The sequence below is a fragment of the Corynebacterium sp. HMSC08C04 genome (genome assembly GCF_001807495.1).
In the GTDB taxonomy this organism is placed as follows: domain Bacteria; phylum Actinomycetota; class Actinomycetes; order Mycobacteriales; family Mycobacteriaceae; genus Corynebacterium; species Corynebacterium simulans.
The window spans coordinates 146,952-166,899 of sequence record NZ_KV789195.1 but is presented as its reverse complement, the minus strand read 5'-3'; the positions used below and the strand labels follow the sequence as shown (position 1 = coordinate 166,899).

Genomic DNA, 19,948 nt, shown 5'->3' with positions numbered 1-19,948 from the left:
GCTGACCTTTGAAGCGTCGGCGGGAAGGGCGCTCTATTCTGCGCGGTTGCAACCTAGTGGGCGAAGTACTTGACCATGGTGGGCGCCTCCGAATCACCGGGGACAGTGATGTCTTCGAAGCCTTCGGATTCGTAGAGCTTGCGGGCACCAGGGTTCTCGGGGTCGACCCACAGTGCAATCGCGGGGGCCTCTTGGGCCTCAGCGAGGTCGCAAATGTTGCGCAGCAGGCGGCGGCCCACGCCTAAGCCACGGTAGCGGTTTTCCACCGCGATGAATAGCTCGGGGATTTCCTCCGGGGCAAAACGGGTTGCCCACTGGGATTCGTCGAAAGGCTCTGCTTCCGGGTTGCCCAGGTACGCCGCACCTTTGCGCGCACCGGTGTAGTAGCGCAGCCACGCACCGCCCATCGGTACGTTATGACTGGAAACGGCGATGCAGCCGCCGTCGACAAGCGGCGACCATTCGTCGATGTACAGGCCCACGTCTGCCGTGTGGAAGTCAGGGACGGCGGCCTCTTCGTCGCCTAAAACATCAGCGAGGAAGAGCAGACGAGACAGGTAGGTCCGGTCTGGCTCCTTGGCCAGCCGGACCACATACAAAGAGTCGTTGGCGGTCATTCCACCGACTCTAGTGTGCTATTTGATCTCCAGCAATGGGGCGCCCTTGTTGATCTGGGCGCCCTGCTCGACGCGGAGGCCAGTGACGGTGCCGGCCTTGTGGGCCTTGACTGGGTTTTCCATCTTCATGGCTTCGAGGATGAGCACGACGTCGCCTTCTGCGACTTCCTGTCCTTCTTCAACGCCAACCTTGATGACGGTGCCCTGCATCGGTGCTACGACGGCGTCGCCAGACGCGGCGGTCTTAGAACTAGAGCCGCGGCGCTTCTTGGACTTCTTGCGGGGTGCGCCGCCGCCCAGCAGGAGATTGCCTGGGAGTGCTACCTCGATGCGGCGACCGCCGACTTCGACGACGAACTTCTGGGAGGCTGCTGCCTCCTCTTCCTCTGGGGTTTCAACGTCGACGTAGGCAGGCAGCTCGCCCACCCACTCTTCCTCAATCCATTTGGTGTAGACATCGAAGGAACCGTTCTCGGCGCTAAACGCAGGGTCGTTGACGATGGCCTGGTGGAAAGGAATGACGGTCGGAAGGCCCTCGACGGTGTACTCAGCCAGGGCGCGGCGTGCACGGGCAAGCGCGGTCTCGCGGTCTGGACCCCAGACGATGAGCTTGGCCAGCATGGAGTCGAACTGGCCGCCGATGACGGTGTTCTCGCGCACGCCGGAATCCACGCGGACGCCTGGTCCGGAAGGCTCGCTGTAGGAAACGATGGTGCCCGGTGCTGGCATAAAGCCTGTTGCGGCGTCCTCGCCGTTGATGCGGAACTCGAAAGCATGGCCGCGCGGGGTGGGATCCTCGGTGATAGAAAGTTCACCGCCCTCTGCAATGTTGAACTGCTCGCGCACCAGGTCCAGGCCGGTGGTTTCCTCAGAGACTGGGTGTTCCACCTGCAGGCGGGTGTTGACCTCGAGGAAGGAGATCAGTCCATCGGAGCCGACCAAGTACTCGACGGTGCCAGCGCCAAAGTAGCCAGCCTCGCGGCAAATGCGCTTGGCCGACTCATGAATGGCGGTGCGCTGCTCATCGCTCAGGAATGGGGCAGGGGCTTCCTCCACCAGCTTTTGGAAGCGACGTTGCAGGGAGCAATCGCGGGTGCCGACGACGACTACGTTGCCGTGCTGGTCAGCCAGTACCTGTGCCTCGACGTGGCGAGCCTTGTCGAGATAGCGCTCGACAAAGCATTCGCCGCGGCCGAATGCGGCGGTGGCCTCGCGGGTAGCAGACTCGAAGAGCTCTGCTACTTCGTCACGCTCATAGGCGACCTTCATGCCGCGGCCGCCGCCACCGAAGGCGGCCTTGATGGCAATTGGCAGGCCGTGTTCGTCGGCGAAGGCTTCTACCTCGGCTGCATCCTTAACCGGGTCTGGAGTGCCCGGCGCCATCGGGGCGTCGGCACGCTCAGCGATGTGGCGAGCGGTGACCTTGTCGCCCAAGTCGCGGATGGATTGTGGGGAAGGGCCGATCCAGATAAGTCCGGCGTCGATGACCGCTTGCGCGAAGTCGGCGTTCTCAGACAGGAAGCCGTAGCCTGGGTGAATGGCGTTGGCGCCGGACTTGGCGGCGGCGTCGAGAATCTTGTCGAAGACAAGGTAGGACTCGGCGGAGTTTTGCCCACCTAGGGCGAAGGCTTCGTCGGCAAGCGCAACAAATGGTGCGTCGGCGTCTGGCTCTGCATAAACGGCGACGGAGGCGATGCCAGCGTCGCGCGCGGCACGGATGACGCGGACTGCAATCTCACCGCGGTTAGCAACAAGCACCTTGGTGATCTTCTTGGTTTCAACTGCCACGGCAGGAACCCTCCTGATAAAAATCGTATTGGACTGTTCACTATTCTTGCACACAAAAACATGAGTAAACCATCAAGTTCCGGTTTTGCTCTCAAAAATACTCCCGCACCAGCGAGGATACGGGAGTAAATCGGCGTGTTGAACGGAGAAGTTACTTCTCGATTGGCATGCGAACCATGTTTCCCCACTCGGCCCACGAACCGTCGTAGACCTTCGTGGACTTGAATCCCAGCAGGAAGGTCAGCACGAACCAAGTGTGGGCGGCCTGCGCGCCAACATGGGAGTAGAGGATGGTCTCGGTTTCTGGCTCGAGGTTGCCATAGTTGACGCTGAGCTCAGAAAGCGCGCGGAAACAGCCATTCGGGTAAACGGAGCGATCCCATTCCAAGTTGGCGGCGCCCGGAATGTGTCCGTGGCGCATGGTGGTGCCATATGTGGACTCGCCGGTGGAAGGCTCGCCGCCGTACTCCTCAGGCGTGCGGGTGTCGACGAGCTTTGCTGCGGTCTCGCGCATCTGGTCTACAAAGACGCGGGAGGTGGCGTCGTCGCGTTCTACCTCTGGGTAATCGGACTCTGGGAAGTCTGGAACCGTGAAAGAGGTATCGCGCTCTTCGGTAACCCACGCGTCGCGGCCGCCGTCGAGCAGGCGGACGTCAGGGTGGCCATAAAGTTCAAATACCCACAGGGCGTAGGCTGCCCACCAGTTGGCTTTGTCGCCGTAGATAACAACGGTGTCTTCCCGCTTAATGCCCTTGTCTCGCATGAGCTGGGAGAAGGAGGTTGCATCGACGACGTCGCGGGTGAGGGGATCGAGCAGCTCGGTTTGGAAATTAATGCGCGAGGCGGTCGGGATGTGTCCGATGTCGTAGAGGAGGGAATCCTCGTCTACTTCGATAACGCGCAGGCCCTTGGTGCCGAGCCTAGCGGAGAGCCAAGGTGCGGAAACGAGGCGCTCTGGGTGCGCATATTCCTGGAATGGGGGATGTGGATCGAACTCGGCCACGGTCCGGTTTCCTTTCTAAATGGGGTTTATAAAAGAGATCTCTCTAAACACAACAACTCTAACGCTTGAGCCCTTAAATTGGTCACCTTGAGCTGAACATTGTGGCGTTGCATACATTTTCTTGCCGATTGTCGTGCCTCACAATCACTGGTTATAACAAGCCTGCAGGTCAGGTGCCTAAAATGTGTCTTGAGCGGCGAAAACGTATCGGGGTTAATGCGGGGTTAACAACCCAGCGAGGAGGTGCAAACCTGCGTTATTTTTAAGGTGTGGTGCGGTACAAAACGCTTCGTAAATCGCTCAAATACTGTCTGAAACACGAAGTGTCCACAGAAAGCCGCTGGCGTACCGGACCATCACCCACAACCCCCAAACGAAAGGGAATTGCTGTGCACAAGGCAATCGTCGTCTTCGAGGTCGAGGGCGGATCTGACAAGCAGCTCAACGGCCACCGCAAGGACACCATGCCCATCGTCGAGTCCATCAAGGACGCAGGCTGGCACTCTGAGGTCGTCTTCTTCCGTCCAGAGTGGTCGGAGCGCATCTTCGAGTACGTCACCGAAAACTTCGACGCTTATATCTCCCGCGTGAACCCGGGTAATATCCCAGGCGGCGAGAAAGGCTACTTTGATCTGCTGACCAAGCTCTCTGAAGCTGGCCTGGTTGGCATGTCCACTCCGTATGAGATGATGGCCTACGGTGCCAAGGATGCATTGGTCAAGCTCAATGACACTGAGCTTGTACCTTCCGATACTGCGGCATATTACGACGTTGAGTCGTTCCACGACACTTTCCCCACCTCGCTGTCTTACGGCGAGCGCGTGCTGAAGCAAAACCGCGGTTCGACGGGCGAAGGCATCTGGCGTGTCCAGCTCGAGGACAAGTCCCTCGAGGTAGAACCTGGCACCGCACTGCCGCTAGAGACCAAGCTTAAGTGCACCGAGGCAGTGGATAACCACACCGAGGTTCGCGAGCTCGGCGAGTTCATGGATTTCTGTGACCAGTACATTATCGGTGACAACGGCATGCTCGTTGATATGCGCTTCATGCCGCGCATCGTCGAGGGAGAAATCCGTATCCTCCTAGTCGGCCCTGACCCAGTCTTCGTGGTGCACAAGAAGCCGGCTGAAGGCGGCGACAACTTCTCCGCCACATTGTTTTCCGGCGCTAAGTACACCTATGACAAGCCCGAAGCTTGGCAAGAACTTGTAGACATGTTTGCCGAGGTTCGTCCGGTCATTGCAGAAAAGCTTGGCGGTGACAACATCCCGCTGATCTGGACTGCTGATTTCATGCTTGCCGACGGCGAGAATGGCGAGGACACCTATGTCCTTGGCGAGATCAACTGCTCCTGCGTGGGCTTTGCTTCCGAGCTTGACATGGGCATTCAGCAGAAGGTTGCCGCTGAAGCCATCAAGCGCGTTGAGGCAAAACACGCTTAAGGTCTCCTCTTACATTTACAGACCCTGTTTCCCCGAAGGTGGTGGAAGCAGGGTTTTTATATGCCCCTTATAAAGGGAGTATTTCCCATTGGGCTGCCGAATCGTGCAGCGTGTTGTAGTTTCTTTTGTGCGTACTTAATAAATTGAAAGGAACGTCTCTCATATGACCAACCCAGACAAGTTCGGAGAAAACAACTCCGACCAGAATCCACAGCACGCTGCTGAGGACGCAATGAGCTCCTCTTCCTTCGGTAATTCCGACTTCGGCAACTCCGATTTTGGAAACTCTGATTTTGGCAAGTCTGACTTTGGCCAGTCCGATTTCGGTGCCTCTTCCTTCGGCGCTTCTGATTCCTCCGAGGCATCGAGCTTCGGCGGCGCGCACAGCACCGGCAGCGAAGAAACCGTGAACTTCGGTGAGACTTCCTCTGATTTCGGCCAGTCCGACTTCAACCGAGCCTCCTACAACAGCTCCGACTATGCCCAGGGCTTTGGCTCTGAGAACGCTCAGGCTGCCAGCGCTTCCGCCGAGCCCGCAAGCTCTGCATTGGGCTCCCACAGTCACAGCGCTGATAATGCAGGTAGCGCAAACGGCGTGAACAACACAGGCAATAACAATGCAGGCAATGGTTTTGGCCAATCCAGCTTTGGTCAGCCAGTTCCGCCGGCCGGCAACTTCAACCAGGGTGGCTTCAACCAGCAGTTCCAGCCGCAGAACCAGCCGCAGAACCAGCCGGGCCAGCAGAACCAGCAAGGCTTCGGTGGCTTCCAGCCACAGGGGCAGCCAGGTCAGCAGAACCAGCAAGGCTTTGGTGGCTTCCAGCCACAGGGCCAGCCAGGCCAGCCGGGCTACAACCCACAGATGCAGGGCTTCAACCAGTACCCGCAGGCGCCGAAGGATAACTTCTTTAAGTCCCTGTTTGACTTCAAGTTCTCCAGCTTCATCACCGTGAAGTTTGCATCCATCATCTACGTGATCGCAGTTGTGGTCGGTGTTCTGTCCTGGATTGGTGGCCTCATCGTGGCCGTCACGGGCGGCTCCTTAACCGGCATCATGGGCGATCTTGCAGGCTCGTCCTCTGCTGGCGGTGGCATGGCTGCAGTGATGATCCTGGGCCACCTCATCTTCGGCACCCTGGGTCTGCTGATTTACCTCATTCAGGTTCGCCTCGTGCTTGAGTTCTTCGTCTCCAACATCCAGACCACGGAGAACACCAAGAAGCTCGTCGAACTGGCAGAAGCGGATAAGTAAGCCCTTCACCTGCCAGCTAAAAAGCCTCGGCCTCATGTGCTCTTTTCAAGAGCCGAGACCGAGGCCTTTTAAGTTTTAGGTATTCGATTTAGTCGAGGAGGCGGGCTACGCAGTCTGGGTCGGCGTCGGAAAGCATTTGGCGGAGGCGGTCGTACTCGTCTTGCTCACCGATTGCCTGTGCAGCGTGCGCGAGAGCCGCGATGGCGCGCAGAACGCCCCGGTTTGGCTCGTGGGCAAAAGGAACTGGGCCCCAGCCCTTCCAGCCGTTGCCGCGCAAACGGTCGAGGCTGCGGTGGTAGCCCGTGCGTGCGTAGGCATAAGCGGTGATGTAGGCAATCGGCAGGGCCTCGTCCTCGCGCAGGCGGGTTAGCTCCTGCTCCGCCAGCAGCGCCCACAGCAGTGGGGAATTAGGGTGTGCGACGATTCCGGCCTGTAGGTCGGAAACGGAATCCGCGCCAGGATCGGCGGGCAACTGGATAGGGGCAGGGGCTAGCATGTCTTTCATTTCCATGCCCGCAACCCTACCGCCAATCCGTTTGGTGGTGCAGATGGCTAGGGAATCTAAGCCGCGTTCCAGAAGTCCGAGACGTGCAAATCAAAGGAATAGAGCGCGCGGCGGACTACCGGCAGGGAAAGCCCAATGACGGAGGAGGGATCGCCCTCGATGCGGTCAATGAACCAGCCGCCGAGAGCCTCTAAGGTGAAGGCGCCGGCGCATTCCAAGGGTTCGCCCGTTGCCGCATAGGCGGCTATGTCACGCTCGGTGGCAGATGCAAAGAAGACCTTGGTTCGGGAGGTCTCCACGTGGCGCTTTTCGCCATGAATGATGCAGTGACCGGTTAACAGCTCGGCGCAGTGGCCGGCTTGGGCGCGCCAGCGCTCCACGGTGGCCTTTTCGGTGTGTGGCTTGCCTTGCAGCTGGCCATCCAAAAGCAGCATCGAGTCGCCGCCGATGACAACGTCTGCGGGGTAATCGGGCGCTATCTTTTCAGCCTTTGCGGTGGCAAGGGCTGCGACGACGTCGGCAGGCGGGGCGCTGCTTAGCGACGCCTCGATGGCCTTTTCGTCGACGTGTGCTGGGGCTAAAACGGGCTCAACCCCGGCCCCGCGCAAGATGGAGGCGCGGGACGGGGATTGAGAAGCGAGGACAATTCGCATGAATTCGGCTTCAACCTTGGCGCTTAGTAGTAGCGCACGTTACGGAACGCGGACGGGTTATAGGTCTGTCCCGGCTGGCCCCAGAGATCGCGGGTAGCGCGGGTATCTGCGGCCTTGGCGCGGGCATCGGCATCCAGCTGGGTCAAAACTGCGGAAAGCGCTGCGACTTCTTCGTCAGAGGGGTTACCCTTGAGGACCTTAATCAGAGGAGCAGTCATGGTGTTCTCCTTATTACAAGACGATGTTGCCGTGCTTCTTCGGCAAAGTAGGGACAATTTTACGTTCCAGAAGACGCAGTGCTTCGATGATGGAAGCGCGGGTCGCGGCGGGAGTGATAACCGCATCCACCAGGCCGCGCTCGGCTGCCTGATACGGGCTTAGATACTCGGCTGCTTCTTCCTCAGAAATCTCGAGCTCCTGGGCCAATGCAGCGGCGTCAGCAACTGCGATTTCGGCGGTCGGCCAGGCGTAGGACAAGTCTGCGCCCAGGTCCTTGGACCCGAAAGCGATGTAGCCGGTACCGTGCGCGCGGCCCACGATGATGCTGAGCTTGCCGACGCTCGCGGCGGAGTAGGCATGCACGAACTTCGCCAGCGCTGCGGTTTCCAGCTGCAGGGCAGGAGCATCCACGAATTCGAGGATTGGCGTATTGAAGGCGTCGCAGAGGCGGACAAAACGTGCGGCCTTGGCGGAGGCGGCGGCGTCGAAAGTTGCACGGTTGGCGAGGATGCCCACGGTGCGGCCCTCGACGCGGCCGAAGCCGGTAAAGACGCCTTCAACTTTAGCTTCGAGCTCGAAGACATCGTCGCAGACAGCTTCGACGACTGCGTGCAGGTCAACTTCGCCGGAATCGCCGACGATGCTGTTGAGGGCTTCGTCATCCGCAGACATATTTTCTTCGACGGAGCCCACCATGAGCGGGGCATCCGTGCGGGGGGCCTCAGCGCGGTTATTCGCCGGCAGGTAGCTCAAAACCTGCTGGATCAAGGCGATCTCATTGGCTTCGGAGCTGGCGCTGAGATGACCGTCGGGTGCAATGGTGACGTCGGCAAGCGCGGCGACCAGCGAAGCATCCTTGGAATCGGCGTAGACCGCGGTGACCTGCGGGATAAGGCCAGACGCCGTGGTGGCGCGGGCCAGGATGCGCGCCTGCATTGCGGAGGAAACGATGCCTTCCTGGGCGCGGGGCTTATCACCGGCGATCATGGCTACGATGGGAACGCCGGTCTTAATGGCAAGGTCATAAAGCTTGGTGATCTTCTCGCCGTAAACCTCGCCCATGGTGCCGTCAAAGATGGTCGCGTCCTGTGCATAAGCGCATACCTTGCGGCCGCCTACCGTGCCATAGCCGGTGATAACGCCGTCGGTATAAGGGCGGTCATACTCGCGGCCGAAGTCGGTGGAGCGGTGACGCGCCAGTGCGTCAGTTTCGACGAAGGAGCCGGCATCGAATAACGCGGTAATCGCGCTACGTGCGGCAGGGACCTCGCCCTGTGGCGCTCGGGACTCGGTGAGTTTATTGCTCAGGTCCTCAATCTTGCCAGCGGTGGTCTTCATGTCAGTCATAGATATGCAGTCTACAAGCTTGGGCGCCATACGCTCACCTCGCGGTGAAGGCATGGCGCGAAATCATATGGCGCCCAGTGCTAGTCCCCAGTGCTAGTCCCCAGTGCTAGGAAGAACTCGAGCTTAGGCTAGAAAGCCCCCACGAAGATTGCGAAGATCCGTTTTCTTCAGGTTCGCCTGGGGAAGCGGAAGCATCATCGACTTCCGGAAGTTCCACGTATTCCGGAAGCGCCGCTGGTTCTTGAAGCGGCTGCTTGGCAGGGGCCATGTCAATTCCAATGTCCTTGGCAAAGATTACTCGGGTGCCGGTATAGACAGACTCAGCATTGGCGGAAAACTCAAACACGCGTGCGCCACGCAGTGAGTGCTGCGCTATTGTGCCGTCGCGGAGACCGTAGGCCCCAAAACCGGTGCCCGGGCCGTAGCCCAATTCGATGCCGTAATAGTTGCCCATGTAGGTGTTGATGTGGTCGTGGCCGCAGTAGATTCCGCGAATGTCGCCACGGGCCTGGGCCGCGGCATAAATACCAGAATTGAAGGCGCCTACATAGCAGTCTTCGTTCTTTTCTCCTTTGATTCCATGCTTCTCTACCGCTTTCGCGTGGTCAAGCAGACCGTTCTTGAGCGGGCCGCCGAACCACATGTCGCGGTGCTCATAGGTAGGAATATGGAAGAACATAAGCCCTTCGACCTGAGAACCTGTCGCCGCGGCCAGCGCATCCGACTGCTGTGCGTACCACGCAATCTGCTCTGGGTGAATGTAATCATAGGCCGGCAGATCTGCTGCATCTTGTCCACCGATGATCTCCGGGTGATAGCGGCCAGAATCGAGAAGCCAAAAGCTGAAGCGAGCAGTCGCGGCGTCGTAAAGCGCAAGATGCGTATTCGAAGCACCATAGCCGCCGGACGAGGCAGGCGCATTCCGGTTGTGGCGGTAGGAACGCACGAACTGTGTCATGTGCTGGTGGCGCACACCAGTGCCGCCCTCCTCTGCGGAATCTTCGTCGTGGTTGCCAAAGGTAACGGCCCACGGGATATCACGGCTTTCCATAGGCAGCACCACGTTATTGATGGCTTGGTAGACCTGCTTTGGGGTGGTTGGGCCGGCGGAAATGACATCGCCGTTGATAAGCACAAACCCTGGCTGTTCTGCGTCGAGAACGTGCTCCATGAACTCGATTGTGCGCTTATCGGTTAGGTGATCATCTTGAGTGTCATTGAACTGAATGACTTTAAAGGATCCGTCGGAATTGAATTCCAGACGAGATGGCTTTTGATCGTCTTGCGAGGGGCTATCCAAGGGAAGCGAAGCATCTTGCGCGACTGCTGTGCTCCGGTTTGAAGCTACGGCGCCAAGCCCGAGAAGAGAGGCACCTGAGAGGAAATTGCGGCGTTTAATCTTGGACATAGCGCTTTCCTAGTCTCCTTATTAAATAAGAAATTTTTGAAATACAGTTGGAGACTAGGGCGCTTTGGTATCCGGGCAATGGCCGCCAGATGAAGAATAGGAGAATGGAGAGAAACTATCTAGAGCGGGACGTTGCCGTGCTTGCGCGCCGGACGGGGGACGTTCTTGTCAGCGTAAAGGCGCAGGTTCCGAGTGATAGCACTGCGGGTTTCAGAAGGGAGGAGCACTGCGTCTATTAGTCCGCGTTCTGCCGCCTTGTAGGGGTTTAGCATGTGGTCTTCGTACTCGCGTTCAAAGGACTTGGCGAGCTCTTCGACGTCGAGGCCTTCTTCACGGGCCTTCTTGAGCTCCTTGCGGTAGATGAAGCCGATGGCGCCGGCGGCGCCCATGACCGCGATTTGGGCGGTCGGCCACGCGAGGTTGACGTCAGCACCAAGGCCCTTGGAGCCCATCACGCAATAAGCGCCGCCGTAGGCCTTGCGCATGGTGACAGTGATCTTTGGGACGGTGGCTTCGCCGTAGGCGTAGAGAAGCTTGGCGCCGCGGCGGAGGATGCCGTCGTGTTCTTGGGAGGCACCGGGCAGAAAACCCGGGACATCGACGAGCATGACGATGGGGATGTTGAAGGCGTCGCAGGCGCGGACGAAGCGCGCCGCCTTCTCGGAGGAGTCGATATCAAGGCAGCCAGCGAAGACCTGCGGCTGGTTGGCCACGAAACCGACGGTTTGGCCTTCGACGCGGCCGAAGGCTACGACGACGTTTTCGGCGCGTTCTGCCTGGATTTCGAGGAATTCGCCGTCGTCGGTGATGGCTTCGATGACGTGCTTGACGTCGTAGGGCTGGGTAGGGGAATCAGGGATGATCTCGTCGAGAATGAGGTCATCGGCGGTTTCATCGCCGAGTTCTTCATAGGGCTCAAAAGGTGCGCGCTGGCGGTTATTGGAGGGGAGATAGGTCAAAAGGTCGTGGACCCAGTCGAGGGCTTCTTCATCGGTGGCGGCGGTGAAATGGGAGTTACCGGCGGATTGCATGTGAGTGGAGGCGCCGCCGAGTTCCTCCTGGGTGATTTCTTCACCGGTGACGGTCTTGATGACGTCGGGGCCGGTGACGAACATCTTGGACTTTTCCTCGACCATAACGACGAAGTCAGTCAAGGCAGGGGAGTAGGCGTTGCCACCGGCACAAGCGCCCATGATGACGGAGATCTGTGGGACCACGCCGGAGGCCTTGACGTTTTGGTAGAAGGTGCGCGCGATCCAGTCGAGGGAGACTGCGCCATCTTGGATGCGGGCACCGGCACCTTCATAAAGGCCGATGAGCGGGCGGCCGGTGGTTACAGCAAGCTCCATGATTTTTACCATCTTCTCGCCATAAACCTCGCCGAGCGCGCCGCCGAAGACGGTGCCGTCTTGGGAGAAGATGCAGACCTCGCGGCCATCGATGGTTCCCCAGCCGGTAACGATTCCGTCGGTTAATGGTTTTTTCGCGCCCATGCCGAAATCGGAGGTGCGGTGCACGGCGAGCATATCGGTTTCGACGAATGAGCCTTCATCGAGCAGGTAGTCAAGGCGCTCGCGCGCCGTCAAACGGCCAGCGGCGTGGACTTTCTCGTAGGCCTTTTTGCTGAGCGGAGCGGCGGCTTGCTCGCGGCGTCGCTTAAGTTCGGCGATTTTTCCGGCAGTGGTGGCAGCTTGCTCATCCTCGAGGGAGGTCAAATGTGAGGAAATAGTCATGTTTTCAGAGTTTAAAGAATGCCCTCGTGGTTTTACACCTCGAAACACAGGTGATTTCCCTCACAAAACTAGTTTGTGCTGCTAAGTGATGTGGGGCAAAGAAAAGTGCCTAGCTTTCCTTCGTAGAAAAGCTAGGCACTTTACGGTTTGGGGCTGGGGGGATTTAGGCTGCGAGGCCGAAATCCATGAGGAAGAGCTCCACCTCGTAGACCTCTTCGGTGCGCGGTGCGCGGCCGGCGATGGAGTTGAATACGGAAATGATGTCATCCGTCGTGGCCGGTGTGGTGCCACGGTTGACGAGCTCCTCGGTGACGAGGGCTTCCATAGGGGTTGCGTCCAAGGCGTCAAGGCCCGTGCCGGTGGCGCTCTTGAATGTGGTTGCGAACGAGTTAATCAGTCCGTTGATGGTATTCATTGATGCTCACCTTCTTTCGATCTGGACAATGAATCTTCGGCCGCTAGGGGTAGGGAAAATAAATGTAGGTAAAAACAAAGAAACTAGCGGACGAGCTGATAAGTACTCGATGGTACGCTCGGTCCGCTAGTTTAGCAACCTTTAGTTCCGTGTTAGTTAACTTTTCGTTAACTTAACGCTTGAGGAACTTTGTTTTAAGTCCTGTCTTAATGCTTGCTGGAAAGACCCGGGAAGAGCTCAATTCCGAAGTAATTGTGAATCGAATCCTTAGCAATCCAAGAGATGGCAATCAGGATGATTACGCCCAAGACTGCGTAGACGGTCCAGCCCAAAACCTTCATCTGGGCGGAGGCCTCGGTGTCGCCGACGATGACGCCGTCGCTGTTGCGGATTGGGTCACCGGTCATACAACGCATGCCCAAGGCGAAAAGGAGCGGGATGCCAGCGCCGAAGGCTAGTGCCAAGCCGGCGACGCGGGTGATAGCGACGAGAATTTCCATTGCGGTCATGGCGATTCCTACTTTCCTTGGGAGACTTCGTGGGCGGAGCTGGAAGCGTCGTCGACGACGCCGTGTGCGCCATTCGCGGCGCCCGGAGCGTTGCCGGTGGCAACGCCGGCGGCAACCTTGTCGTGAGCCTGCATGGAGGAGTCAACAGACTCAGCGTCAGCGTCCCAGTCATCGTTGACGTTGGATGCATCCACTGGGTTGCGGCGAGCGCGCAGCAGGATTACGGCGACCATGGCGAGCAAAATGATGGCGTCGACGATGGCGCCAGTCAGGGTGTTGGTTGCACCGCTAACCAGGCGTGCAATCCACCAGGTGGCGAAGCCGACTGCAGCAGCGCAAGGCAGGGTGATTAGCCATGCGGAAACCATGCGCATTGCAACGCCCCAGCGGACCTGTGCGCCCTTCTTGCCCAGGCCGGTACCGAGGATGGAACCGGTGGAAACGTGGGTGGTAGACAGTGCCATGCCGCCAGCGGCGGAGGTGAGGATGATGGCTGCGGAAGAAGCCTCGGCGGCCATACCCTGTGGGGACTCGATTTCCACCAAGCCCTTGCCCAGGGTGCGGATGACGCGCCAGCCGCCAGACATGGTGCCGGCTGCGATTGCCACTGCACAGGCAATGATGACCCAGGTTGGGATGCGCTGATCGGCATTTGCCTCACCAGCTGCGACGAGGGCCAAGAAGATTACGCCCATGGTCTTCTGTGCGTCGCCTGCGCCGTGTGCCAGGGAAACTAGGCATGCGGTGACGATCTGGCCGTGGCGGAAGTGCTCGTTCTTTACGCGCTCCGGGATGGTGTTAGTAACCCAGTAGACCAGCGCGGTGCCGCAGGCCGAAACCATGGCGGCGATGAAAGGGGATGCGATTGCTGGGATGATGATTTTGCCGGCGATGGAAGACCATGCAACGCCGCCGCTGCCGAGGGCAGCAAAGGCTGCACCGATGAGGCCGCCGAAAAGGGCGTGGGAAGAAGAGGATGGCATTCCGAGGAGCCATGTAAATAGGTTCCAGAAGATGCCGCCAATGAGGCCGGTGAATACGACCATTAGGAGTGCTTCTCCATCGGTTGCGACAGAGAGATCGTAGGAATCAAGGTTGACGATGCCTTTTGCCACGGTTGCGGCAACATGAACGGAAAGAAAGGCGCCGAGCAGGTTGAGCAATGCGGAAATGGTGACTGCGGTAAATGGCTTTAGGGCGCCGGTGGCAATGGAGGTGGCCATTGCGTTAGCGGTGTCGTGGAAGCCGTTGGTGAAGTCAAAGGCAAGGGCAGTGACGATCACGATGGCCAAGATGATTAGTGTCGCTGTCACGGGCGCGACCCCTTTCCAAGGTTCTTCGGTTCTTCTCGAGCGAGGGAGCGTGGCGTGACGGCCGAGATCAAACTCGGCGACAGTGTCGCAACCGCGTTCCTAACTAACAACGGTATAGAGTAAACCCCTCATGGGATTGGGTCTAATCTCTCAATGGTTGCCATGACCTTGGGTTTTGCGCTTTATGTTCGGTATTTAAGTCATTAGATAGTCGGTCTTTGGTGAAGATTCCCGCTGTATACATATCGCGTTAACCTATTGTTTACCTAAGGCGGGGGAGTGCACCCCCGACTGATATTCATTTTCCGTTTAGGTCCTATTTATTCAGTCCTATTTATTCACTGGCTTATTGGTCCTCGATGGGCAGCCAAGCGTAGCCAAATGGCCCTAATTCCACCGGGCCCAGATCGACGGTGTCCGCGGTGAAGTTGTGCAGACACAGAAGGCCGCCCCGCTGGAACGCAAAGATGCCTGCTTCGCCCGTTTCAACCGCCTCGAAGGGGGCGCTTGCTAGCTCGGGGAAGGCCTTTCGCTGGGCAATGAGTTCGCGCACGGTATTGAGCAGCGATGTCGGATCCGTTTTTTGCTCTTCGACGTTGATCTTCGTGCCGCCCACGATTGGGCGGCGCGGGTGCGGGGCCGTGGTGAAGCCAGTGCCGTCGCCAGGGGCCCATTGCATAGGGGTGCGCACTGCGTCGCGGTCTGGAAGTGAAGGAGAATCCGCCATGCCGATTTCATCGCCGTAGTAGAAGAAAGGCGAACCCGGCATGGAAAGCAAAAGCGAGAAGAAAAGCTCAATCTTGCGCCGGTCATTTCCCAGAAGCGGAGCCAAGCGGCGGGCAATACCCACGTGGGCACGCATCTGCTCATCCGGAAGGTAATGGCGATACATTAGCTCGCGGCTGGCATTGTCGACCATTTCGAGCGTTAGCTCGTCATGGTTGCGCAGAAAGGTGCCCCACTGGCAGCCGGCAGGTAGCTCGGGGATTTCATCCATGATGGCGTAGAGGGGGGTGGCGTCGCCAAGCGCAAGTGCCTCATAGATACGCGGCATCAGGGGGAAGTTGAAGACCATGTGGACGCGATTGCCGGTGCCGAAGAACTCCATGGTTTCTTTCGGCGGCTGGTTGGCTTCGGCCACCATGACAGCCTCCGGATAGTTCTCATCCATGAAGGCACGTAGCTTCTCGACGAACGCGATGGTCTCCGGAAGAGATTCGCCTCCCTGGCCATCACGCTCATAGAGATAGGGGATGGCGTCCAAGCGGAAGCCGTCTAGGCCCTTGTCCATCCAGAAAGAAACGATGCGGAAGACTTCCTCGTGGACTGCAGGATTGTCATAGTTGAGATCCGGCTGGTGCGAGTAGAAGCGATGGAAGTAGTACTGCTCGCGCACCTCATCCCAGGCCCAAGTGGAATCTTCGACGTCGGTGAAGATGATGCGGATTTCGGGATACCGGTTCGGATCGTCTCCCCACACGTAGTAATCGCCGTAAGGGCCCGCAGGATCGCGGCGGGACGCTTGGAACCATTCGTGCTCGGTAGAAGTGTGATTGAGAGCGAGGTCCGTCATTAAACGCATGCCGCGCTTGTGGGTTTCGGCTACGAGCTGTTCGAAGTCTTCCATCGTGCCGTAATCGGGGTGGATGGCGTAGTAATCGGCGATGTCGTAGCCGTCATCCTTCAAAGGGGAGGCGTAGAAAGGCGAAAGCCAGAGACAATCGACGCCGAGCCACTGTAGATAGTCAAGCTTTTCGATGACGCCTTGGAGCGTGCCGACGCCTTGGCCGCCGCTGGGACCCGCGTCCTTAAAAGAGCCGACGAGGGCCTGGTAGAAGATGGCGTTTTCGTACCAATTCATGCGAGGTCCTTTCTTTTTGCGCGCCAGAGTAGATATTCAATGGTGCATAGGCCGCCGGCCAATAAACCGGGCCAGATGGCGGGAGAGACAGAGAAGAGATTGATTACTGCTTGGATTAAGGCAAGGAAGGCAAAGAAGCCAACAAAGCCTAGAGCAGTGTCCCACAATAAAGCCCGACGCATTAGCTGACTTTGAGGTTGAACGCGGTTCCGTCGGACAATTGGATGGCGGTAGCGCCTTCCTTTAATGCGCGAACGCTGGCGTTGTGTTCCGTGGCGCCATCAGTGTGTGCCGGGGAAAATTCAGCGACTTCGGGATTGCTAACCTCGGCATCGAGACCTGTGGACTCGGTGATGACGAGGAACTCATCGATTTTTAGGTCGATGGTCTGACCAGATAGCTCCTCTGTGCTCAAGATGAGTGGGGCAGGCATGCCCGCGGACTCAGCTTGGCTTGCTGCGACTTGTTCCTCCTCCGAAGGCGCGCACGCAGCGCTGGCCAAAGCTAGACAAGCAGAAATAGCGGCAAACCCTAAGTTTTTAAGCATTAGGCCTTCACACCTCCGGCGGTGAGACCGGCGACGATGCGATGCTGGAAGATGAGCACCATGATGATGAGCGGGATAGTGACAAGCGCGCCGGCGGCCATGGTAGCGGCATAAGGGTATTCGAACGCGGAAGGGCCGGAGAAGCGGGCGATGGCCACGGTGACCGGCTCAGTGGAATCATTCGAGAGCTGGCGCGCCAACATGAACTCATTCCACGTGGTGATGAAAGCAATGATGGCGGTGGTAAACAGTGCCGGTGCCGCGAGCGGGAGCAGAACCAGGCGGAAAGCCTGGCTGCGGGAAGCGCCGTCGACGCGGGCGGCTTCCTCTAGCTCCCAGGGCAGCTGCCGGAAGAAGCTTAGCAAGGTATAAACCGTCAGCGGCAGCGCGAAGGAAATATTCGGGATGATCATCGCGCGGTAGGTGCCGATCCAGTCGAGGTTGCCAAACATCTGGAAAAGCGGGGTAACCAAGGCGATGGCGGGGAACATGGAAGCCGCCAGAATTATGCCGGTAACGATGCCCTTGCCGGGGAAGTTATAGCGCGCCAAAGCATAAGCAGTGAATACGCCTACTGCGACCGCGATGGCGGTGGTGGCCAGCGAAATGACCATGGAATTTCCGAGAGCGGCAGGGAAGTTATTGCCCTTATCAGTAGCCAGTGCATCCTGGAAATTCTCCAAGGTGACATGGGTAGGCCACGGCGTGGTGTCGAAAGTGTGGTCTTTATTGCGAAGCGCAGTAATGACCATCCAGTAGAAGGGCGCAAGCCCCCAGAACATGATGAAGATGATGCCTGCGTAGTGTCCGAACTTTTTCATTACTTGGCCGCCTTCCTATTCGCACCGCGCTTACTGCCAGAAACATCGGCCCCCAAGAAGCGAACCAGAATGAAGGCCACGACGAAGATGAGCAAGAAGATGAGAGTGGACAGCGCAGAAGCCGAGTTGAAGTTGCCTTGGCGCATATCCTCAACCACTAGCTGGGAGATAGTGGCAGTAGGGGCGTTGGAAGAAGCCGAAATCATGATGACAGGAAGGTCGTACATGCGCAGTGCGTCGAGCGTGCGGAACAAAATCGCAACCATCAGCGCCGGGCGCACCAGCGGCAGCGTGATCTTGAAAAAGGTTTGTACTCGGCTTGCGCCGTCGACGCGGGCTGCGTCGTAGACATCCCGCGGAATCATCTGTAGGCCTGCCAAGATAAGCAGGGCCATGAAAGGGGCAGTCTTCCACACATCAGCGATGATGACTGCCAGACGTGCGTAGAAAGGATCGGTGGTCCAAGCGATGTCGGTGCCGAGCAGGGAGTTAACGATGCCATCTGGTGCGAACATGAACTGCCACAGCTTTGCTGTAACGGCAGTAGGAATAGCCCACGGCACTAGGACTGCGGCGCGCACTAGGCCGCGGCCCTTGTACTCGCCATTCATGATGATGGCCATGAACATACCGAGGATGGTCTCAAGCAGGACGGTGACCACGGTGAAAAACAGCGTGATCTTCAGCGCCGGCCAGAAATCCGTGGCAATCACGCCCGGAGGACATTGCGCTATCTGCCCAGTGCCGGAAACACACCGGTTATTGATCCAGTACAGGTAGTTCTCAAGGCCTGCAAAGCCGCCTTCTTCAAAGATTCCCGTCTTGGGGTTGAGGTGGCGGTTTCCCTGGAAAGAAAGCCAGATGGCACGCAAGATTGGGTAACCGATGACGACGGCGAGCACAAGGAGAGCCGGCGCGATAAGTCCCGCGGCATGCAAATTCTGCTTGCGCTTCATGGCGGTGGGCGTTGTTACTGCCACGCTGGGGACGCCTTTCTGCTGGAGATTAACTGGTTGGGTAAGAGTCTAACTGGTGTGCCTGACATCAAAGACAATGCGGGGCGTGCGCGAGCACACAAGCTCACCCACGCCCCGCATGGCACCTCCTTCTTGAGCCTTCCTACAAGAAGAAAGGAGCTGCAAGGAGCTTAAAATTTATCCCTGGGAAGCAGCCTCGATGGCGGCCTTCATGTCCTTGGTTGCATCGTCCACGGACTTGTCAGCGGTCAAAGCTGCATAAGCGTTATCCTGCACGGCCTTGGAAATAGCGGTGTAGAACGGGGAAACCGGACGCGGCGCTGCGTTCTCGAGGGATTCCTTGAGAGCTGGCAGGTACGGGAACTGCTCAATGAGGGCTGGGTCATCGTAGACGGAAGCCAGAACCGGCGGGAAGGAAGCCTCAGCGAAGGACTTCTGGTTTTCCTCGTTGATGATGAACTTCATGAAGTCCAGCGCGGTGGCCTTCTTCTCAGAGTTGATGTTGATGCCGTTGTTGTAGCCACCCAGGGTGGAACCACCGACGCCGTCCTTGCCCACCAGCGGCTGGACTTCGAACTTCACGCCCGCATCTTCAGCGTTGGTGTACATATAAGGCCAGTTGATTGCGAAAGCAGACTTGCCCTCGGTGAAGGCCAGATTGGTCTCCTCCTCGGTGGCGGCGGTGGAGTCCTTGGAGATGACGCCGTCCTTATAAGCGTCGACAAGCGCCTGCAGGCCGGCCTTGGACTCTGCGGAATCCACGGAAGGAGCGCCATCATCAGAAAGAACGGAGCCGCCCCAGCCCTCCATGAAGCCGGCGGTGTTAACGGTCAGTCCCTCGTACTGCTTGAGCTGGGTGGTCAGGCAGGAGGTGTCCTTCTTGAGCGCCTCACACGCGGACTTCAGATCAGCGAACTTCTCCGGAGCTTTGTCTGCCAAGTCGGTGTTACGGAACAGCAGCTGGCCGTTGGTGTTCTGCGGCAGTGCGTAGAGGGTGTCGTTGTAGGTTGCAGACTCAATGGTGGAATCCAGCAAACCATCGGTATCAACCTCAAGGTCATCGGTCAGCGGCGCGAGCCACTGGTTGGCTGCGAACTCTGCGGTCCAGACGACGTCGAGTGCCATGACGTCGTAGTCAGAGTTGCCTGCCTGCAGGGACTGAACCAAGGTGTCGCGCTGTGCGTCAGCCTCACCGGCCAGCTCCTTCAAGGTGACTTTTTCTTCTGGGTGCTCCTTGTTCCACTTTTCAATGATCGGCTGGATCTTGTCAGTGTCATTCTTACCCATCGCGAAGGTGATAGGGCCGCGGCCGTCGGCACCGTCTACGGAGCCCTGTGCGGCGGAATCGGATGAGCCTTCGTTGGAGGAGCAGCCTGCCAGAGCCAGCGCGAGAGCAGCGGTGGTTACGACGGCGCCCTTCTGGACGGTACGAAGTTGAGAGCGAAGTACGGACTTCTTCATGGGCAATAAACCTTTCGGAAAACTTCTTGTGCCTTAAAAATAAGTTACAGTGTCCACACTTCGTGGAATTTTTGACC

At 58.2% G+C, this 19,948-nt stretch carries 20 protein-coding genes; 2 read left to right on the top strand and 18 right to left on the bottom strand.

From position 1 onward, the window contains the following. Positions 1-53: 53 nt before the first annotated feature. The 3 genes from HMPREF3169_RS02110 to HMPREF3169_RS02100 form a co-directional block, all read right to left on the bottom strand. Positions 54-617 (bottom strand): GNAT family N-acetyltransferase, encoded by a 564-nt coding sequence (locus tag HMPREF3169_RS02110; RefSeq protein WP_070455562.1) that lies wholly within the window; start codon positions 615-617, stop codon positions 54-56. A gap of 18 nt (positions 618-635) precedes the next feature. Next, positions 636-2,405, bottom strand: coding sequence for an acetyl/propionyl/methylcrotonyl-CoA carboxylase subunit alpha (locus HMPREF3169_RS02105; protein WP_070455561.1), 1,770 nt, complete (start codon positions 2,403-2,405; stop codon positions 636-638). Between the two features lie 151 nt (positions 2,406-2,556). Beyond that, positions 2,557-3,408, bottom strand: coding sequence for a sulfurtransferase (locus tag HMPREF3169_RS02100; protein WP_070455560.1), 852 nt, complete (start codon positions 3,406-3,408; stop codon positions 2,557-2,559). A gap of 389 nt (positions 3,409-3,797) precedes the next feature. On the opposite strand from HMPREF3169_RS02100, the gene HMPREF3169_RS02095 reads away from it, so the two are divergent. Beyond that, positions 3,798-4,850 (top strand): Cj0069 family protein, encoded by a 1,053-nt coding sequence (locus HMPREF3169_RS02095; protein ID WP_070455559.1) that lies wholly within the window; start codon positions 3,798-3,800, stop codon positions 4,848-4,850. A 163-nt stretch (positions 4,851-5,013) separates the two neighbouring features. Then, entirely contained in the window at positions 5,014-6,102 is a 1,089-nt protein-coding gene (locus tag HMPREF3169_RS02090) for a DUF4282 domain-containing protein (RefSeq protein WP_070455558.1), read from the top strand. A gap of 88 nt (positions 6,103-6,190) precedes the next feature. On the opposite strand, the gene HMPREF3169_RS02085 is transcribed toward HMPREF3169_RS02090, so the two are convergent. The 15 genes from HMPREF3169_RS02085 to HMPREF3169_RS02015 form a co-directional block, all read right to left on the bottom strand. Further along, positions 6,191-6,613: a DUF3151 domain-containing protein gene (locus HMPREF3169_RS02085; protein WP_062035760.1), complete on the bottom strand. Its 423-nt coding sequence runs from the start codon at positions 6,611-6,613 to the stop codon at positions 6,191-6,193. 50 nt (positions 6,614-6,663) lie between these two features. After that, the gene (locus tag HMPREF3169_RS02080) at positions 6,664-7,260 is read right to left on the bottom strand and encodes a Maf family protein (protein WP_070455557.1); all 597 of its coding nucleotides are present in this window, start codon (positions 7,258-7,260) and stop codon (positions 6,664-6,666) included. Positions 7,261-7,283: 23 nt separating this feature from the next. Further along, the gene (locus tag HMPREF3169_RS02075) at positions 7,284-7,478 is read right to left on the bottom strand and encodes an acyl-CoA carboxylase subunit epsilon (protein WP_061920746.1); all 195 of its coding nucleotides are present in this window, start codon (positions 7,476-7,478) and stop codon (positions 7,284-7,286) included. A gap of 13 nt (positions 7,479-7,491) precedes the next feature. Continuing rightward, positions 7,492-8,826, bottom strand: a complete 1,335-nt coding sequence (locus HMPREF3169_RS02070; RefSeq protein WP_070455556.1) for a carboxyl transferase domain-containing protein — start codon at positions 8,824-8,826, stop codon at positions 7,492-7,494. 106 nt (positions 8,827-8,932) lie between these two features. After that, positions 8,933-10,234, bottom strand: a complete 1,302-nt coding sequence (locus tag HMPREF3169_RS02065; protein ID WP_070455555.1) for a metallophosphoesterase family protein — start codon at positions 10,232-10,234, stop codon at positions 8,933-8,935. A gap of 119 nt (positions 10,235-10,353) precedes the next feature. Then, a complete protein-coding gene (locus tag HMPREF3169_RS02060; protein WP_070455554.1) occupies positions 10,354-11,967 on the bottom strand; it encodes an acyl-CoA carboxylase subunit beta in 1,614 nt (537 codons plus the stop codon). 163 nt (positions 11,968-12,130) lie between these two features. After that, positions 12,131-12,382 (bottom strand): hypothetical protein, encoded by a 252-nt coding sequence (locus HMPREF3169_RS02055; RefSeq protein ID WP_061920751.1) that lies wholly within the window; start codon positions 12,380-12,382, stop codon positions 12,131-12,133. Positions 12,383-12,588: 206 nt separating this feature from the next. Beyond that, a complete protein-coding gene (locus HMPREF3169_RS02050) occupies positions 12,589-12,891 on the bottom strand; it encodes a hypothetical protein (protein ID WP_061920753.1) in 303 nt (100 codons plus the stop codon). Between the two features lie 8 nt (positions 12,892-12,899). After that, positions 12,900-14,204, bottom strand: coding sequence for an inorganic phosphate transporter (locus tag HMPREF3169_RS02045; RefSeq protein ID WP_061920756.1), 1,305 nt, complete (start codon positions 14,202-14,204; stop codon positions 12,900-12,902). 346 nt (positions 14,205-14,550) lie between these two features. Next, positions 14,551-16,065 (bottom strand): maltose alpha-D-glucosyltransferase, encoded by a 1,515-nt coding sequence (gene treS, locus HMPREF3169_RS02040; RefSeq protein ID WP_070455553.1) that lies wholly within the window; start codon positions 16,063-16,065, stop codon positions 14,551-14,553. Next, positions 16,062-16,247: a hypothetical protein gene (locus tag HMPREF3169_RS13330; RefSeq protein ID WP_061920760.1), complete on the bottom strand. Its 186-nt coding sequence runs from the start codon at positions 16,245-16,247 to the stop codon at positions 16,062-16,064. Before HMPREF3169_RS13330 ends, treS begins: the two co-directional genes overlap by 4 nt. Next, complete coding sequence (locus HMPREF3169_RS02030) at positions 16,247-16,612, bottom strand: hypothetical protein (protein WP_070455552.1); 366 nt, start codon at positions 16,610-16,612, stop codon at positions 16,247-16,249. The genes HMPREF3169_RS13330 and HMPREF3169_RS02030 overlap by 1 nt, the downstream gene beginning before the upstream one ends. Further along, positions 16,612-17,433 carry a carbohydrate ABC transporter permease gene (locus HMPREF3169_RS02025; protein ID WP_070455551.1) on the bottom strand — a complete coding sequence of 274 codons (822 nt, stop codon included), beginning with the start codon at positions 17,431-17,433 and terminating at the stop codon, positions 16,612-16,614. Before HMPREF3169_RS02025 ends, HMPREF3169_RS02030 begins: the two co-directional genes overlap by 1 nt. Continuing rightward, positions 17,433-18,389: a carbohydrate ABC transporter permease gene (locus HMPREF3169_RS02020; protein WP_061920767.1), complete on the bottom strand. Its 957-nt coding sequence runs from the start codon at positions 18,387-18,389 to the stop codon at positions 17,433-17,435. The genes HMPREF3169_RS02025 and HMPREF3169_RS02020 overlap by 1 nt, the downstream gene beginning before the upstream one ends. A gap of 198 nt (positions 18,390-18,587) precedes the next feature. Beyond that, positions 18,588-19,871: an ABC transporter substrate-binding protein gene (locus HMPREF3169_RS02015; RefSeq protein WP_070455550.1), complete on the bottom strand. Its 1,284-nt coding sequence runs from the start codon at positions 19,869-19,871 to the stop codon at positions 18,588-18,590. Positions 19,872-19,948 lie beyond the last annotated feature (77 nt).

Bases quoted from the DNA above. Each gene is read 5' to 3' on its own strand.
- HMPREF3169_RS02050 (WP_061920753.1), bottom strand. From the start codon at position 12,891: ATGACCGCAATGGAAATTCTCGTCGCTATCACCCGCGTCGCCGGCTTG.
- HMPREF3169_RS02025 (WP_070455551.1), bottom strand. From the start codon at position 17,433: ATGAAAAAGTTCGGACACTACGCAGGCATCATCTTCATCATGTTCTGG.
- HMPREF3169_RS02015 (WP_070455550.1), bottom strand. From the start codon at position 19,871: ATGAAGAAGTCCGTACTTCGCTCTCAACTTCGTACCGTCCAGAAGGGC.
- HMPREF3169_RS02065 (WP_070455555.1), bottom strand. From the start codon at position 10,234: ATGTCCAAGATTAAACGCCGCAATTTCCTCTCAGGTGCCTCTCTTCTC.
- HMPREF3169_RS02090 (WP_070455558.1), top strand. From the start codon at position 5,014: ATGACCAACCCAGACAAGTTCGGAGAAAACAACTCCGACCAGAATCCA.
- HMPREF3169_RS02110 (WP_070455562.1), bottom strand. From the start codon at position 617: ATGACCGCCAACGACTCTTTGTATGTGGTCCGGCTGGCCAAGGAGCCA.
- HMPREF3169_RS02075 (WP_061920746.1), bottom strand. From the start codon at position 7,478: ATGACTGCTCCTCTGATTAAGGTCCTCAAGGGTAACCCCTCTGACGAA.
- HMPREF3169_RS02070 (WP_070455556.1), bottom strand. From the start codon at position 8,826: ATGACTGACATGAAGACCACCGCTGGCAAGATTGAGGACCTGAGCAAT.
- HMPREF3169_RS02085 (WP_062035760.1), bottom strand. From the start codon at position 6,613: ATGGAAATGAAAGACATGCTAGCCCCTGCCCCTATCCAGTTGCCCGCC.
- HMPREF3169_RS02060 (WP_070455554.1), bottom strand. From the start codon at position 11,967: ATGACTATTTCCTCACATTTGACCTCCCTCGAGGATGAGCAAGCTGCC.
- HMPREF3169_RS02030 (WP_070455552.1), bottom strand. From the start codon at position 16,612: ATGCTTAAAAACTTAGGGTTTGCCGCTATTTCTGCTTGTCTAGCTTTG.
- HMPREF3169_RS02020 (WP_061920767.1), bottom strand. From the start codon at position 18,389: ATGAAGCGCAAGCAGAATTTGCATGCCGCGGGACTTATCGCGCCGGCT.
- HMPREF3169_RS02055 (WP_061920751.1), bottom strand. From the start codon at position 12,382: ATGAATACCATCAACGGACTGATTAACTCGTTCGCAACCACATTCAAG.
- HMPREF3169_RS13330 (WP_061920760.1), bottom strand. From the start codon at position 16,247: ATGCGTCGGGCTTTATTGTGGGACACTGCTCTAGGCTTTGTTGGCTTC.
- HMPREF3169_RS02080 (WP_070455557.1), bottom strand. From the start codon at position 7,260: ATGCGAATTGTCCTCGCTTCTCAATCCCCGTCCCGCGCCTCCATCTTG.
- treS (WP_070455553.1), bottom strand. From the start codon at position 16,065: ATGAATTGGTACGAAAACGCCATCTTCTACCAGGCCCTCGTCGGCTCT.